The following is a 16,534-nucleotide window of genomic DNA, read 5'->3' on the forward strand; positions in this document are numbered from 1 at the left end:
TGGAGCCCGGGGGTTCCGCAGTTCGACACCACTTTTAGTGTTCTACGTTGTGTCCCGACTGTCAACCGGGGCCGGTGAGTCGGGCAGGCCGCACGAGTCCCCGACGATGACGAAACTCACCTGTTGTTAGTCCAGCTCGCCGTTGCGCCAGGCCGCTGCGGCGCCCTCAAGATCCTCCGCCGTACGCACCAGCTGGTGGGCTTTTCTGGTCAGTTCGGAGGCGTGTTCCGAGTGTGCTTTCTCCCGGTCGTTGGCAATGAGGGCCTGCCCCAATGCCACAACCCGGCAAAACGCGGCGGACCGTTCAAGCGCAACGTCGAAATCGCCGTCGAACGCCCCGGACAGAATCGCATCAGCCATGGTGCTGATCTCCTGCGCACCCGGGGGCTCGGCCACGCCGGCAACGGCATTGGCCACCTGGGCCCGGTGCTGTCCGGCGCGGAAGAAGACACTGATGCCCTCGGGATCTTGCAAGGTGGCGGCGCGCAGGGCGTACAGGCGCCACAGGGCGCCCGGCAGGGAACGGGCGGGGCTGGCAGCCCACATCTCCGCAATGGCGTCAAGACCCTGCTTGTCAGCAAGTTTGACCAGCCGTTTGGTGACCTCAGGATCGGTGTTTTCCCGTCCGCCTGTGACCAGCGCCCGGGCAGCCAAGTGGGCGGCTTCGGACACGCGGGCGGGATCGATACCGCCGGCGAACGGTTCAAAGTCCGCTGGTGCAAAAGGCAACGGCTTGTGCGGTCGTGGAACGCGAGGGGCTGGTACTTGGTTCATGACTCGACATTACTCCGGCTGCCCGGCAGGGTCGAGAGAGTAGCAAGCTTCCCAGTTGGCGGAGGTCGTCTCAGTCAGGCTCCGGGCGGCAATTGCATTTCAGCGCATGCCTTGAGGTAGTCTAATGTGCGACAAGTTTTCCAAGGTTGACTTCATCTTTGGCAGGACTTATCGCACGGTCGGGCCTTTAGCTCAGTTGGTAGAGCATCGGACTTTTAATCCGTGGGTCGCGGGTTCGAGCCCCGCAGGGCCCACCCGACTAGAACGCAGCCCGGAACTTCGGTTCCGGGCTGCGTTTCTTTTTTGTTTCCACTCCTCAAACGCCCGCGTGGAAATGCGGGGCGCCCAGGTGGCAAGATGGTTTCATGACTTCAACTTCGCCTGCTCTTGCCCTGACCATTGCCGGATCCGAAGCAACCGGTGGTGCCGGCGCGCAGGCAGATCTGAAGACGTTCCAGGAACTGGGCGTTTTCGGCATCGTGAACCTGACCTGCATTGTTTCCTTTGATCCCAAGGACAACTGGAACCACCGCTTCGTGCCCGTCGATCAGCAGGTCATCGCCGACCAACTGGAAGCGACGACGGCGGCGTACGGCGCAGCATCCGGGGCACCTACCGTGCTGGAGACGGTGAAGATCGGCATGCTGGGCAGCCCTGCCACCATCACCACGGTGGAAACGGCGCTCAAGGCCGCCGCGTTCAAGAATGTGGTCCTTGACCCGGTGCTGATCTGCAAGGGGCAGGAGCCCGGCCACGCACTTGACACCGACCAGGCGCTGAAGAATCAGATCCTTCCGTTGGCCACTTTTGTAACACCCAACCACTTTGAGGCCGAATCACTCTCCGGCCTGAGCATCAACAATGTCGAGGACCTCAAGGCCGCCGCCCGCAAGATCCATGAGATCAGCGGTGCCGCAGTTCTGGCCAAGGGTGGCGTACGGCTGGAAGGCGCCGACGCCGTCGACGTTTTCTTTGATGGGGAAACCCTTGAGGTTCTCACGGCTCCGAAGGTGGGCGATGTGGCCGTTTCGGGAGCTGGCTGCTCCCTGGCCGCGGCCGTGACGGCCGAACTTGCCAAGGGCGCCACCCCCTTGGAGGCGGCCCGGACGGCTAAGGCATTCGTCACCGAAGGCATCAAGAACCGTGTGAGCTCCGGCGCCCCCTTCACGGCACTGTGGCAGGGCGGCGCCGGCGCCTAAACATCGCCGCCGGACACTGTTGCCAGCACTGCCCCAGTGTGCCAAGCTCACTTTATGAGCGAGAACCCAGCAACCCTAAGTGACGCCTTCGACGCCGATGTGAGCATGACACGCGATGATGTCCGTCACCGCTATGAGTTGCACGTGGCAGACAAATTGGCCGTGGTCATCGTGTTCCGCGACCGCCCCGGCCACGTTGACCTCATCCACACGGAGACACAGGACGGCTTCGAGGGCCGCGGCCTGGCAAAGGTTCTTGTCCGGTACGCGCTGGATGACGTGGTGGCCTCGGGCAAGCGCATCATTCCGCATTGCCCGTACGTTGCCCGGTTTGTGGAGAAACACCCGGACCTTTACACCCAGTACACCGATCAGCCGGATGGAGTGTAGGTGGCCCGCCCGGTCGCGTTAATCACGGGGGCCACCTCCGGCCTCGGCGCCGAGTTCGCGCAGCAGCTAGCTCGAAGTCAGCATGACCTGGTGCTGGTGGCCCGTACCGTTGCCAAACTGGAGGCGAAAGCGGTACGGCTGCGCACCGATTTCGGAATCCACGTTGAGGTACTTCCAGCGGACTTGTTGACTGACGACGGCGTGGCCGCCGTCAGTGCCCGGCTTGCCGAACGTGAGCGGCCGGTTTCGGTACTGGTTAACAACGCTGGCTTCAGCCTCGTCACGGCGTTTGAAAACAGTACCGTGGAGGAAGAAACGGAGCACCTGCGGATTCTCGCTTTGGCGCCCATGCAGCTGACCCATGCAGTATTGGGCGGCATGTTGGAACGCCGAAACGGGCGAATTATCAACGTTTCCAGCGTCTCAGGGTTCATCCCGCGCGGAACATACGGCGCAGCCAAGGCGTGGCTGACAAGTTTCAGCCGCTCCGCGAACCTACGCTACGGTCCTCGAGGCGTCCAGGTAACTGCGGTGTGCCCGGGGTTCGTGCACACTGAATTCCACCAACGCATGGGCGCGAACATGAGCGGCATTCCCCGCTGGATGTGGCTAAATCCGGACCAAGTGGTCCGTGAAGGTTTGGCGGCCAACGCGGCGGGCAAGGCCGTCTCCATCCCGTCCAAGCGGTATGCCACGCTGATTGCCCTCAGCAAGTGGGTACCGGACAAGCTCGCCGCAGCGGCCGGCAATCGCGGCCGCTGATCTGTGCGTTCGTGTGGCGGCTTGCTGCTTTTCGGTGGAGTCATCACGTTCCTGCGTCTGTGTCGCTGCTACGAGGTCCAGGGCGGATCACCGGCAACCAGCTAGGAAAGCAAGGCGGCTGGGCAGCCCTGGGTTCAGTTCCAAACATATTCAGTTCTACGAGATCTCAAAGCCACCCGAGTCATCCATGGTATTTCTTGACACATATCTTGAGAATGGGCCGAACGTTTCAGTAGCATTCCATGTGAAATCATTTTGATTTTCCGGCCTCTGCCGAAGACCAAGTGAGGAACACAATGACTCAGACTGTTCATGCCCCCGGGCATCAAGCTGACAGCGCCTGGCGGCACTTCTGGAACCGGGGGGGTTGGTGGAAGGCCGTCGTCGCCGTCGCCGTGTACTACGGCGTCTACCAGTTGCTGGGCCTCCTTGTCGGTGCCGTTTTTCCCGCCAAGGGTGCCGTTCGCGGTGCAGCAGGAAGCCCGATGGATGTCTTTATCATTACCGGGCTCCCGATCCTCCTCGGCTGTGTCGTTTTGCTGGTCTTCGCATTTTCGCTGGGCTGGCTGAAAGAGCTGTTCGCACGCCAAGCCATCCGCGGTCACAGATGGATGTGGGTTGCTGTAGGTGTTGTCCTTGCGATCAACGTCTCCGCAGTTCTGAGCATCGACTATGAAAAGGCGGGCGCGGGGCTCGTGGCATCGTGGCTGATTACCGGATTGTTCGTCGGCTTCGCAGAAGAAGTGTTGACCCGAGGTTTTGTGGTCAACCTCATGCGCAAGGCCGGGCACGGCGAGCTTAGCGTCGCCGTGGTGTCATCCGCACTCTTCGCAGCCATGCACTTTGGCAACCTTTTCACGAGCGATCAGGGCTTGAGCACAACACTGATGCAAGTTGTATATACCTTCGCATTCGGTATGTGCATGTATCTCGCGTTGCGAGTCACAGGCAACCTGCTGTGGCCGATTCTTCTCCACGCGTCCACAGATCCCACACTTTTCCTTCATGGAGGCAACCCCGTAAACAACGTGTTCTCGATCGTGGCATCGCTGAGCACCTACCTTGTCATCGCCACCGGGTTCATCCTGCTGATAGTCCTCGTCGTCAGCGAGCGGCGACGCGCCAGAGAACTGCTGTAACGGGCCGCTGCGAGTGGGCGCTAACCACAGGCGTAGTTGGGTCGATCGCAACAGGTTAAAGTGACCCATGCCTGAGCACCTTATATTCAGCTCCGCTAGTTACATCGCAGCTGTTGGGCTGGGCCTGTTTTCGATCGTGTTTTTTCTGGTGCGACGTAAGCCGGTCTTCCGATCCATGGGGCTGACCTTCAATCGCTGGCTGCTGATCGATCTCATGGTTGGGCTGCTGATCACCTTCGGGGCGATAGGGCTTGTTTTTCTGGTTGAGTGGGCCCTCGGTTCGATCTCGGTTGAACCGGGAAGCCTGACGTTTTCGTCCTTCCTTCGGGATGTTCTGGCCCCCATCCTGACCGCCGCGATTATTGAAGAACTGCTTTTCCGGGTTCTGTTGCTCACCGGTGTTGCGATACTTCTTTCCCGGCTGAAATACGGGCGGTGGATTGCCGTGGTTTCGACAGCTGTCGTGTTCGGTGCCTTGCACCTCGGAAATGACGGCGCGACGGCGGTCACCGCCTTCGGTACGGGGCTCGGGGGGCTCATGTATGGGATAGCATTTCTGGCGACTCGAAGCATGTGGCTACCGTTGGGACTTCACGTCGGCTGGAACATGTCGCAGGGGCTCCTCGGGTTCGCCATTAGCGGGCACCAAGTTCCGGGGTGGCTAACCTCTATCTCAATCGGGCCTGAGATTCTCAATGGAGGAACCTACGGCCCAGAGGGCGGGATTCCTGGCATGCTCTCCAGATTCCTGATCATCGCTCTGATAGTCCTGTATGTGGAGCGCCGCTGGCCGGACGGCCGCCTCTCTGACCTGAACTTTGCACCCGGTCCGGAGAAGAAGAGGCGTAAAAAGAACAGGCTAGGGCCCACTGTTCAAGGGCGTCGTGCGGCGGGGAAATGATCTCTCCGGTGAACCGGTCGATGTTGGCTGAGGGGTACATTTTTGCTTGCCTGCTAGTCAGAATCGGCGATCAGCAGAACTTGGTGGCAGTAGTAGGTACACGCCGGACAAACGCATAACCCCCTTTAATGATTTCCACTAGATATCAGAGGCTAGGCGGTAAACATCGTGGTGTGCCGTCCTTGGATCAATTCCACGTCAAGAAGGGCCCAAACGCCGTATTGATCGCGTCAAAAACACGTTCAGCCGCCACAGCAGGTGATCACATGGAAGAAGACGCAGGAGGGCCAACCCGGTAGCCTGTCGATTCTTGAGGGAGTGAGCACAGCATGGAAGTTAGCGAAAAGTTGGTGCAGGCGGCCGCGGCAACCAGTTCACAGGCGGTGGCGCACGGTGGCTTCGTGGCCGTGGACGACGCCGGTGAGTTTGCCTTCTATCCGTCGGAGATGGCGCTGCTTGCTGACTTTGAATACGCAGCCCAGGCTATCTGCATTGTGGGTCGCGACGGTGCCGGATTCAGGCTGTTGCTGGACCCCGATCATCACCTTGCCGTGGGCACCTCGTTGGGGCCAGTGGACTTTTCCTGGCTGCGTCAGGCTTGGTTGAAAGCCCAGCGGCACAACCCCAGCGAGTACCCGTTGCGCCGCTTCTACCCGGCGGGCAGGGAAACGCTACTGGCGTGCATGTTTGAGACGCTCTATCTGGAGCATGCCATGGAACCGGTGCAATGGAACTTCATGGTGGATGGGAAAGAAACCCACCCCGTATCCCTAGAGGACATTGACGGCAATCTGACAAACCGGAGGATGCTGGAACGAGCCAGAGTGCAGGACCCTTTCGGGCACCTATACCGTCCAGTCCGTGTGCCGGGGCACGCCGTAAACGGGCGCAACCATCACGGGAAGGTCACCATCTTTGTGGAGATTCCCGCAATGGCTGCGCCGTCGTCGAACAGTGTCAGCGCCTAGTGCCGCTGAGCAATGCTAGGCCGACACTGATTCCGGCCGGCCCACCGTGACGGGGATCCCGCTTCCAGGTGTTGGCGGTTCATAGCTTTCATCGAACGGCAGGTGGTCCATGTCCAGGAAGGGGTTTTCATCCTGGGTGGAGACCAGATCGCGGGCCTCCGCCATGGTGTCCACACTGGGCATGGATCCGGGCAGCGGGCGCTGCGCCGATTCCCGCAGGAAGTAGATCGCCACGGACCCGATGGCTGAGGTCAGCATCAGGTAGTAGGCGGGCATCATCTCGTCCTGGGTGAGGTTGATCAGGCCAGCCACAATGAACGGTGTGGTGCCACCAAAGATGGCCACCGAGAAGTTGTACGCAATCCCCATCCCGCCGTAGCGGCTGGATGTGGGGAACAGTGCCGGTAGGGATGAGGCGAGGTTCGAGACGTAGAACGTGACGGGGAAGGCAACCAGGGCCAGGCCCAGCAGCGTGGACCAGATTTCTCCGATGCTGATCAACATGAACGCCGGCATGGCCAGCACTACTGTACTGATGGAGCCAATCCACAGCACCGGACGGCGCCCGATCTTGTCCGAGAGCTTGCCGGTCAGGGGTATGCATGCGGCCATGATGACCAACACGGGGATGGTCAGCAAAGTTCCATGCAAGGGGTCGTACCCCTTGGACTCTGTCAGGTAGGTGGGCATGTAGGAGGTCAGCGCATAGCCGACCGTGTTCGCGGCGGCCGCCAAAATCATGGCCAGAACAATCTGGCGCCAATAAGCCTTGACTAGCTTGATGGGGCCTTGAGAGGTGTCCTCGTCGGCAGCTACGGCAGATTTCCCCGCGGCTTCCTGCGCGTCCAGGGTGGCCTGGAATTGAGGGGACTCCTCGATCTTGTTGCGGAAGTAGATTGCTATCAGCCCCAGTGGGCCGGCAACAAGGAAGGGGATCCGCCAGCCCCAGTCCTCCATGGCAGCCTGACCCAAGGTCATCTGCAGAACGGAGACAGTGGCAGCACCCAGGGCGAAGCCGATGTAGCTGCCCATGTCCAGGAAGCTTGCGAAGTAGCCGCGGCGCTTGTCCGGGGCGTATTCGCTGACAAACGTCGTGGCACCGGCGTATTCGCCGCCTGTGGAGAAGCCCTGAACCAGCTTAAGCAAAACCAGCAGGGCAGCAGCCCAGATGCCGATCTGTGCGTAGCCGGGCAAAAGACCCACAGCGAAGGTTGATGCCGCCATGATCATCAGCGTGGTGGCCAGCACTTTTTGCCGACCAACTTTGTCTCCCAGCCAACCGAAGACCACTCCGCCAAGCGGGCGGGCCAGGAAGGTTGCTGCGAATGTTCCCAGCAGGAACAGGGTTTGTACTGACTTGTCAGCTTCCGGGAGGAAGACTGGCCCCATGGTGGTGATGAGGTAGCCGAATACGCCTACGTCGTACCATTCCATGGTGTTTCCGACGACAGTGCCGCCAATGGCTTTTTTGAGCATGGGCTGGTTGACAACATTGATGTCATCGACGGCCAGCCGCCGTCGTTTAAGTTGGGGCAAACGGGGCAATTTTGGCCTGGTCTGCAATCGTTCTGCGGTGTCCTTAACACCTTGTTCCGGTTGAATCTTGCTTCGGTCTGTGGGCATTTGTACATCCCCTTACGGAGGTCATTTGCTTGCGACTTTCTGCTGCATCGCTACGGGCAGACTATAAATTCTATCAGATGGACTAATTTAAACCCCTTTGGAGACTGCTGTCACACACCAAAAAACCCTTGAAAAGTCGCGGTTTCCTGGGTTGTTCAACATCCATATAGGACGATTGTGCTATATAGCGAGCGGTGCCCCGACCGTCGTGAAGTCCAACTTTGACCAAGCCCTATTGGCTGAGGATTCGCAAGCGCGTCGGCAGCTGGAAGCGGTGAAACTCGGCAGGTGCGGCGAGGGCGGATTGTGTCGCGTTTGGCCATGACAATTTCGACGCACGCCACTCTTGGAAATTATTGAAACTGTCCATTTGGGTGCTTAAATATTAGAACACTGTCCATTTGTATAGTGTTTTTTGTAATTGGGATTTGATGTGCCAATTATTTAACGAACAATATTGGCATTTGATAGGCAAGTTTTAAATCGCGTAAACACGCCAAACATTCTCCGCGACTCGGCCGTTGGGAAATTAAGTTATGCATTTGCAACCTTGGGCAATTGTCTACCGGCTGGTTATGAGAGGCCGCCGTTGCATTGAAGGTCCACTGAGGGCCCTGAGATCGCATCCTGCAGTGCGGGGCAAAATATCAGTCGCATCTAGCGCCCTCGGTTCGCGCTGTATCGCGTCGGCATGAAGGAAAAGCGCTCAAGCAAATTGACGCTTGAAGATCGCGGCCCTAGCGTGAAAGTCGCGAGAATTGGCGTTTTTCCAGTGAAAGAAGCCCAGGACTCGAGCTTCCTAGAGTTTGGAACAGGCAATGACTTTCGCAAACAATTCCCTGGAGCTTCGCTGTGGATTTTGTCGAGAAGATTAGGCCCATGGATAGCTGACTGCGGCTGGCGCGCCTTCGTGAATCGACAGTATTCATGACGCACATCACAGCAGCGTGAGACGTTGACCTCATCCTTGAATTCTGATTTCCTATTCATGGTCAATTTGTACCTTGTCGATTTACAAGGTTGTCATTAACTGAGTTGCCTACGATATTGGGCGACCTGTAACATTGTGTACCGCTTATCGAGCGATGCATCACTTTTAGGGGAAAGGATGGTATCTGTGGTTAAGCCCGGGAGACCAATTAGTTTTAGAAGGAAGGCCGCTCGGTCCGCGGTCAGTATTGCAGCTGTTGCCGGACTCATGGCCTCGTTGGCTGTTCCTGCGTCCGCGGGGGTAGCGACGGTTGCTGCACCCACGGCTTTGATGCCGTTTGCTGCTGGTACGCCAGGCACGCCGCAGCCCGGCGTTGAAGTTTACGCTGAGGATTTTGAGAACACGGGTTCGGCGCCCATCTCCCTTAGCAACTACATTGGAGCCGGTTCACTGGCTCAGGGCTACACCGCCGATGCTGTTTGGTTGACGAACTGCAACGGTGTTGTCATTTCCCAGCTAGCTCCGTCTGGACCCACTGACGTGACTGCGGGCGGCTGTCTCCCCGGCTCGGTAAACTCGGTGAAAGGGTTGGCCGGTGCCCTGGGTACCTTTGCCGGAAACGACCCGGCAACTAACCATGCAGTGACCGCCTACACGCAGGCCCCTGACCCAGGTGCTGACATGGTCCAGTTGCAGACGACGAAGCCCATCACGGTAATGCCGAACCGTTTCTACAGCTTCAGTGTCGACGCCGCTGCATTCAACTGCAATGGGAACCCTCATCCTCTGCTGAACTTCAAGTTGCTGGATGGTGGCGACATCGCCAGCCCCATCACCAGCGCTCCCATCGATGTCTGCGACCGGAAACAAGACACGATTGGCGGGGCAGCAGTTGGCCGTTTCTACGCTGATGCCCCCATCTTGTTTGCGGGTACCTCGCTGCGCGTGCAGATGACAAACTCTCAGGGATCTTCCACGGGTAATGATGCCGCGGTTGATAACTTGCGTGTAATCGACGCGACTCCGCAGTTGGATAAGTCTTTTGCTTCGGGTCCTCACGTTCCCGGTGCTCCGGCGACGCTGACGTTCACTGTTACCAACACGGATGAACTCGGGGCCAAGCCAGGACTTTCATTCACGGACAACCTTCCTGCCGGTCTGATGGTGGCAACCCCCAACGGGGCATCAACCACTTGTGGTGCCGGTTCGGTAACGGCGCCTGCCGGAGGAACTTCGGTCTCCATCGCCGGAGGACTTGACGCTGGAGATGCTTCCTGCACCGCTACGGTGAACGTAACGGCCACATCCGCCGGGATCTTTACGAATGGACCCGCCAATATCTCTGGCGCTGTCGGCGTGAGCCTGCCTGCCAATGCGAGCACCTCGTTCGCTTTCCCGACGCCGGCCATCACTGGTCCGGTTAATGGTGCCACCGTTGGTTCAACGGCGCCGATCTCGGGTACCGGCGGTTTGCCGGGTGCTCCGATCAAGATCGTGGACAACGGCGGCAACACTGTTTGCTCCACCACGGTTGCCGCCGATGGAACGTACTCTTGCACCCCGACAACACCGTTGCCGGCTGGTGCGAACACGCTGACCCCTGTTCAGACCAACACCGATGGAACCCCCTCTACCGGTAGCCCGGTAAACGTGACGGTTACCAAAACTCCGGCCATTACAGGTCCTGTGGATGGTGCCACGGTTGGCAGCCAGGCACCCATCAAGGGAACTGGCGAGCCCGGTGCTCCGATCAAGATCCTGGACAAGGGCGGCAAGACTGTTTGCTCCACAATCATCGCTGCCGACGGAACATACTCTTGTACACCGACGACGCCGTTGCCGGCTGGTGCGAACACGCTCACACCTGTCCAGACCAATCCCGATAACTCCACTACAACCGGTGCCCCGGTTAACGTGGTTGTTGCCCAGACCCCGGCCATTACAGGTCCTGTTGATGGTGCCACGGTCGGCAACCAGGCCCCCATTTCGGGGACCGGTTTGCCGGGTGCCCCGATCACCATTAAGGACAATGGCGGCAACACTGTTTGCTCCACGATGGTTGCCGCTGACGGTACGTTCGCTTGCACACCGACAACACCGTTGCCTGCTGGCGCGAACGCGTTGACGCCGATTCAGACCAACCCTGATGGCTCCAGCACTACCGGTATCCCGGTTAACGTGGTTGTTGCTCCGGCACCGGCGATTACCGGGCCGAAGGATGGCGACACCATTGGCAACCAGGCCCCCATCTCCGGGACCGGTTTGCCGGGTGCTCCAATCACCATTAAGGACAAGGGCGGCAGCACTGTTTGCTCCACCGTAGTTGCTGCTGACGGTACGTTCTCTTGCATGCCGACGACTCCGTTGCCTGCAGGTGCGAATGCGTTGACGCCTGTTCAGAGCAACCCGGACGGTACCACCACCGCCGGTGCAGCGGTGAACGTGGCTGTTGCTCCGACTCCGGCCATCACCGGTCCTGTTGATGGTGCCACGGTTGGTCCGCAGACTCCGATTTCGGGTACTGGTTTGCCTGGTGCTCCGATCACCGTAAAAGATAAGGACGGCAACACTGTTTGCTCCACCGTCGTCGCTACTGACGCTACGTTCTCTTGCACGCCGATGGCTCCCTTGCCGGCTGGCCCGAACACGTTGACGCCTGTTCAGACCAATCCCGATAACACCACCACCATTGGTGCTCCGGTGAACGTCACTGTCACGAAGGACCCAGCTATCTCCGGTCCCAAGGATGGCGACACCGTTGGTTCGACGGCCCCGATCAGTGGCACCGGTCAACCTGGTGCTCCTGTGAAGATCCTTGACAAGGACGGAAACACGGTTTGCTCAACCACGGTTGCTGCTGACGGTACGTACACCTGTGTCCCGGCCAAGCCGTTGCCGGCCGGTGCGAACACGTTGACGCCTGTTCAGACCAACCCGGACGGTACCACCACCGCCGGTACTCCGGTGAACGTCACGGTCACGAAGGACCCAGCTATCGCCGGTCCCAAGAATGGTGACGTTCTTGGTCCGCAGGCCCCGATCGCGGGAACCGGTGAGCCCGGTGCCCCGATCAAGATTGTGGACAAGGACGGCACCACGGTTTGTGAAACCGTAGTTGGTGCGGATGGCAAGTTCTCCTGCACCCCGACCAAGCCATTGCTCGCTGGTGCGAACACGCTGACCCCGGTGCAGACCAACCCCGATGGAAGCACCTCAGCCGGTGCACCTATCAGTATCACTGTGGTTCCCACCCCGGATATTGCCAAGCAGGGCAATGGCAACGGCAGGTCGATCAACGGATCCGGTCAACCCGGCGCCCATGTCAAGATCCTTGACAATGATGGGAACACTGTTTGTGAGACCACTGTTGGTGCGGATGGCAAGTACTCTTGCACTCCGTCCAAGCCGTTGCCGGCCGGTGTCAACAAGCTGACCATTGTGCAGACCAATCCTGATGGCAGCACCTCCATCAATGGTCCGTTCGACATCACTGTCACCAACGACGGCGATCTGGCAACTACGGGCGCATCTGTTGCGGCTCCCTTGGGAATCGCCGGCGGTCTGTTGCTGATCGGTGGAATCCTGACGTTCGTGCGACTACGTCGCCGCAACGAGGTTGACGCCTGATTCATCAGTAGGAGTCATAAAAAATAGTAGGGCCGGGCAATCAAAGTGATTGCCCGGCCCTACTATTTAGGCGTCAAAATAGTGGCGCTCTAGGAGTCGTGACCGGACTCCAGGATAGGCACCAAAGCGTCCATGGCTTCCGCCTATCTGGGACGCTCAAGGCCGCCGGCATGAGGTGTGCGGACCCCAGCAACGCGGCCGGGGTGAGGCCAACGCAGCCTTGCATAGCCGTTCCTTTGAAAGTCACTGTTCTAGCTGTTCTGGCTGACGAGCTGCTGTGGCGCCACGGCATCTACGGGTGCCCGGACAGCCCAGCGCTTGAGTGCGACCACTGTGAATGCGGTGATCACGGTCCCGATGGCGATGGCCAGCAAGAACATGGCGATGTTGCCGATGGCGAAGAAGACAAAGATTCCACCGTGTGGGGCCTGCGAGGTGACTCCGGCTGCCATGCAGATGGCTCCCGTGAACGCCCCGCCCAGCATGGAGGCGGGGATGACGCGCAGAGGGTCGGCCGCGGCGAAGGGAATGGCGCCTTCGGTGATGAAGGATGCGCCCAAGAGCCAGGCGGCCTTGCCGTTCTCGCGCTCGGCCAAGGAGAACCGCTTCTTGTCGATCACGGTGGCCAGGGCCATGGCGAGCGGCGGAACCATCCCGGCCGCCATGACGGCTGCCATGATCTGCCACGGGGCGTGGTTGAGTGCCGAGCCCGCACCAAGTCCTGCCACCGCGAACGCGTAGGCCACCTTGTTGACGGGGCCGCCCAGGTCAAAGCACATCATCAGGCCAAGAACAACGCCCAGTACGACGGCGGAGGCGCCGGACATTCCTGTCAGCCAATGGTTCAGGCCGTTGGAAAGCGCTGCGATAGGTCCGCCAAGGAACAAGAGCATTGCGCCGGAGGCAATGATGGAACCCAGTAGGGGAATAATGACCACAGGCATGAGGCCGCGCAGCCAGCGGGGCACCTTCCAGCTGCCAATCCAGTAGGCCGCCAAACCGGCGAGCAAACCGCCCACCAGCCCGCCCAGGAAGCCGGAGCCCATGAAGACCGCAATGGCACCTGCAGTGAAGCCGGGGGCAATGCCTGGCCGGTCGGCGATGCCAAAGGCAATATAGCCAGCAAGGGCCGGGACCAGGAACCCCATGGAGAGGTTACCGATCTTGAACGCAACCGCACCCAGGTACAGGGCCAGGTTGCCGCCGTCGGGCAGGTTTAGCAAGGTGTTGTGTGTGAGGATGTCGTTCGCCGTGGTGCCCAGCGCAATGCTGTACCCGCCCAGCAGGAAGCCAAGGGCGATCAACAAACCGCCACCGGCCACAAATGGGATCATGTAGCTGACGCCCGTCAACAGGACCTTTTTGATCTTGGTGCCCAGGTGCTCGCTGGCAACTTCCTGGCTGTGCTCGGCGGCCTCTTCGGCGCCGAAGTGCGGGACCCGGCGAGCGTGCGGGTCGGTGGCGGCGGCGAGTGCTTCTTGGATCATCTTGGCCGGCTCGTCGATGCCTCGTTTGACGGGGGAGTTAACTAACGGCTTGCCGGCAAATCGCTCCTTGCCGCGGACGTCCACGTCCACGGCGAAGATCACGGCGTCGGCCGCGGCAATGACGGCGGGATCCAGTGGTGTGACCGCTCCTGAGCCCTGCGTCTCTACCTGCAGGTCGATGCCAGCCTCCTGCGCTGCCTGTACTAGCGAATCGGCGGCCATATAGGTGTGGGCAATGCCCGTGGGGCACGCCGTCACGGCGACCAGGCGCATCGGACGAGGTGAAGCCGTTCCGGCTGCGCCGGACCCGGCTTGAGCCTCCACCGGTGCGGTGGTCGATGCGGCCGGATTTGGCTTATCTTTCAGTGCCTCCTCGACCAGTGCCACGATCTCGGCGGGGGTCGCTGCCGCGCGCAGGGCAGCCGTGAAGTCCTTCTTGATCAGTGAACGGGCCAGCTTTGAAAGCAGTTTGAGGTGCTCGTTGTCGGCTCCGGCTGGCGCTGCGATGAAGAAGATGATGTCGGCGGGACCGTCCTTGGCGCCAAAGTCGACGGCCGGTTTCAGCCGGGCCATGGCCAGGGTGGCCTCCAGAACTGCCTCGGAGCGGCAGTGGGGGATGGCAATGCCACCTGGCACGCCGGTAGAGGTCTTTTGTTCCCGGGCCAAAGCGTCTGCGTAGAGGCCGTCGACGCCCGTGGCGCGGCCGGTTCCTGCAATGACCGTGGCTAGTTGGCGGATCACGGAGGCGGCGTCGCTGCCGAGGTTGGCGTCAAGAACGACCAAATCCGTGGTGATGAGTGTTGTCATGTCAGCTTTCCTTAGCGGGAGCCAGTGCCGTCACGACGACGGCGGCGGGGTTGGTTTGATGCACGGCGGGAACCAAAGTTCCGGGGAGGGAAGCAGCGGCCGCCCCATGGGCCACTGCTTGCTGCAGACACGCTTCGGGGCCAATGCCGCGAAGCGTGCTCAGCAGATACCCGGCAAGGGCGCTATCGCCGGCACCGACAGTACTTTTTGCGGCAATGACGGGCCCCTTGGCCAGCCAGCTGCCAGCAGCTGAAACCAATACGGCACCTTTCGAGCCGAGGGTGGCCAGGACTGCGCCAATCCCTTGATCTACCAGGGCTTGTGCGGCGCTCGCGGCCAGCAGGGGATCGGCCTCCAGGGAAGCGCCGTCGCCAATTCCGCTGAGTTCGGCCAGTTCTTCGGCGTTGGGCTTGAGCAACTCCGGCGCCCCGGCAACACTGGCCGCAAGTGGTGCCCCCGAGGAGTCCACGGCAATGCGGGGGGCCTCGGTGCCGTAGCGCGCACGGACGGCTGCAATCACTTGGGCATAGAAGTCTGCTGGTGCCCCTGGCGGGAGTGAACCGGCAAGGACCAGCCAGGATACGCCGTCGGACTTGGCTACAGCCAGATCCAGCAGGGAGGCGAGCTGTGTGGCTGAGAGTGTGGGGCCGGGCTCATTGACCTTGGTGGTGGTCCCGTCTGGTTCGGTGATGGCCACATTGCTGCGCAGATCCGCGCCGATTGGCAGGGACAGGTGAGGGATGCTCTCCAAGTCCAGTGCGCGCACCACGGCGTCGCTCGGGTCACCGGGAAGCAGGGCAAGTGCGTCGATTCCGGATGCGGACAGGGCCCGCACAATGTTCACGCCCTTTCCGCCGGGATGAACGGAGGCGGTGACTGCTCGTTGAACCTCGCCACGCTCCAATGGAGAGCCCAGTTCGATTGTCCTGTCCAGGCTCGGGTTCGGAGTCAAGGTAATAATCATGCGAGCACTACCTCGACGCCGGCCGCAGCCAGAGCCGCTGCAAGGTCCGGGCTGGGTGCGGTGGTGGTGATCAGGGTGTCAACGTCTTCGAGGGCGGCGAAACGGACAAGGGTTTCTACTCCGAGCTTGGAGGCGTCTGCCAGGATTACCACCTGGCGGGCCGCACGGACCATGGCAGTTTTTGTGGCAGCTTCCACGGGGTCCGGTGTGCTCAGGCCAAACTCGGAATGGATTCCGTTGGCGCCGATGAAGGCAATGTCAGGACGTAGTCCACTGAGCTGTTCGGTGGCCCGGGCCCCCACCACGGCGCTTGTTAGGCCGCGGACCCGTCCGCCCAAAATGTCCAGCAAAAGGTGTGTGTTGTTACTCAAGGAGCTGGCGATAGGCAGCGAATTGGTGATGGCAAGGAGTTCGTCGCCATGATTTGCCGGAGTCCACGCGGCCAACTGGTCCGCGAGTGCTGCGGTGGTGCTACCCGAATCCAGCAGGATCGAAACTGTCTGGGTCTGTGGGATCAGGGCCATGGCCGCCACCGCGATGCGCTGCTTTTCTTCGAGCCGCTGTGTTTGGCGTTCGCTCAGACTAGGTTCAGACCTGCTGAGCCTATCCATGGAAACGGCGCCGCCATGGACGCGCCGCAGGACGCGAACCTCTTCCAAGGTGGCCAGGTCGCGGCGGACCGTTTCCTGCGTGATTGAAAACAGCTCGGCGAGTTCGTTGACACCCACACGGCCTTGGGCGCCGACGAGTTCGGCGATGCGCCGGTGCCGTTCCTCTGCAAACATGGTGTTCCTTCGTTCGATGCCCACGTCACGTGATTGACATCACATGATGTTGTTTCAGATGACTTTATCTGCGGTTGTCTGCGTTTGTCAACAAATAACAACACAAACACAGATTGGCGGTGTTGCGTGGACCTGTAAGTCGCTGATGACCCGGCTGATCGCACCCAAGGCGGCGCA

The 16,534-nt window shown here is 60.3% G+C and carries 12 protein-coding genes and 1 tRNA gene; 8 read left to right on the plus strand and 5 right to left on the minus strand.

What is annotated here, in order from left to right; all coding sequences use genetic code 11:
* Positions 1 to 126: 126 nt before the first annotated feature.
* On the minus strand, positions 127 to 774 hold the full coding sequence (locus CXQ94_RS04115; RefSeq protein ID WP_104086950.1) for a hypothetical protein: 648 nt from the start codon (positions 772 to 774) through the stop codon (positions 127 to 129).
* Between the two features lie 181 nt (positions 775 to 955).
* Here CXQ94_RS04115 and CXQ94_RS04120 point away from each other — a divergent pair.
* The 7 genes from CXQ94_RS04120 (at position 956) to CXQ94_RS04150 (ending at position 6,133) form a co-directional block, all read left to right on the plus strand.
* A tRNA-Lys gene (locus tag CXQ94_RS04120) sits at positions 956 to 1,028 on the plus strand.
* 111 nt (positions 1,029 to 1,139) lie between these two features.
* Positions 1,140 to 1,973 (plus strand): hydroxymethylpyrimidine/phosphomethylpyrimidine kinase, encoded by an 834-nt coding sequence (locus CXQ94_RS04125; protein WP_104086951.1) that lies wholly within the window; start codon positions 1,140 to 1,142, stop codon positions 1,971 to 1,973.
* A 54-nt stretch (positions 1,974 to 2,027) separates the two neighbouring features.
* Positions 2,028 to 2,363 carry a GNAT family N-acetyltransferase gene (locus tag CXQ94_RS04130; RefSeq protein WP_104086952.1) on the plus strand — a complete coding sequence of 112 codons (336 nt, stop codon included), beginning with the start codon at positions 2,028 to 2,030 and terminating at the stop codon, positions 2,361 to 2,363.
* Complete coding sequence (locus CXQ94_RS04135; RefSeq protein ID WP_104086953.1) at positions 2,364 to 3,125, plus strand: SDR family oxidoreductase; 762 nt, start codon at positions 2,364 to 2,366, stop codon at positions 3,123 to 3,125.
* Between the two features lie 296 nt (positions 3,126 to 3,421).
* The gene (locus CXQ94_RS04140; RefSeq protein WP_104086954.1) at positions 3,422 to 4,264 is read left to right on the plus strand and encodes a CPBP family intramembrane glutamic endopeptidase; all 843 of its coding nucleotides are present in this window, start codon (positions 3,422 to 3,424) and stop codon (positions 4,262 to 4,264) included.
* A gap of 67 nt (positions 4,265 to 4,331) precedes the next feature.
* The gene (locus tag CXQ94_RS04145; protein WP_104086955.1) at positions 4,332 to 5,165 is read left to right on the plus strand and encodes a CPBP family intramembrane glutamic endopeptidase; all 834 of its coding nucleotides are present in this window, start codon (positions 4,332 to 4,334) and stop codon (positions 5,163 to 5,165) included.
* A 329-nt stretch (positions 5,166 to 5,494) separates the two neighbouring features.
* Positions 5,495 to 6,133 (plus strand): hypothetical protein, encoded by a 639-nt coding sequence (locus CXQ94_RS04150; protein ID WP_104086956.1) that lies wholly within the window; start codon positions 5,495 to 5,497, stop codon positions 6,131 to 6,133.
* A 15-nt stretch (positions 6,134 to 6,148) separates the two neighbouring features.
* On the opposite strand, the gene CXQ94_RS04155 is transcribed toward CXQ94_RS04150, so the two are convergent.
* Positions 6,149 to 7,756, minus strand: coding sequence for an MFS transporter (locus tag CXQ94_RS04155; protein WP_104086957.1), 1,608 nt, complete (start codon positions 7,754 to 7,756; stop codon positions 6,149 to 6,151).
* Between the two features lie 1,198 nt (positions 7,757 to 8,954).
* On the opposite strand from CXQ94_RS04155, the gene CXQ94_RS04160 reads away from it, so the two are divergent.
* On the plus strand, positions 8,955 to 12,314 hold the full coding sequence (locus CXQ94_RS04160) for an Ig-like domain-containing protein (RefSeq protein WP_104086958.1): 3,360 nt from the start codon (positions 8,955 to 8,957) through the stop codon (positions 12,312 to 12,314).
* Between the two features lie 251 nt (positions 12,315 to 12,565).
* On the opposite strand, the gene CXQ94_RS04165 is transcribed toward CXQ94_RS04160, so the two are convergent.
* From CXQ94_RS04165 to CXQ94_RS04175, 3 genes are read right to left on the minus strand one after another with little or no spacing between them, the layout of a single operon-like run.
* Entirely contained in the window at positions 12,566 to 14,608 is a 2,043-nt protein-coding gene (locus CXQ94_RS04165; protein ID WP_104086959.1) for a fructose-specific PTS transporter subunit EIIC, read from the minus strand.
* 1 nt (position 14,609) lies between these two features.
* Positions 14,610 to 15,572 (minus strand): 1-phosphofructokinase family hexose kinase, encoded by a 963-nt coding sequence (locus CXQ94_RS04170; protein WP_104086960.1) that lies wholly within the window; start codon positions 15,570 to 15,572, stop codon positions 14,610 to 14,612.
* A complete protein-coding gene (locus CXQ94_RS04175) occupies positions 15,569 to 16,357 on the minus strand; it encodes a DeoR/GlpR family DNA-binding transcription regulator (protein ID WP_104086961.1) in 789 nt (262 codons plus the stop codon). Before CXQ94_RS04175 ends, CXQ94_RS04170 begins: the two co-directional genes overlap by 4 nt.
* Between the last annotated feature and the right edge of the window lie 177 nt (positions 16,358 to 16,534).

The organism is Arthrobacter sp. GMC3 (assembly GCF_002929305.1).
GTDB lineage: Bacteria > Actinomycetota > Actinomycetes > Actinomycetales > Micrococcaceae > Specibacter.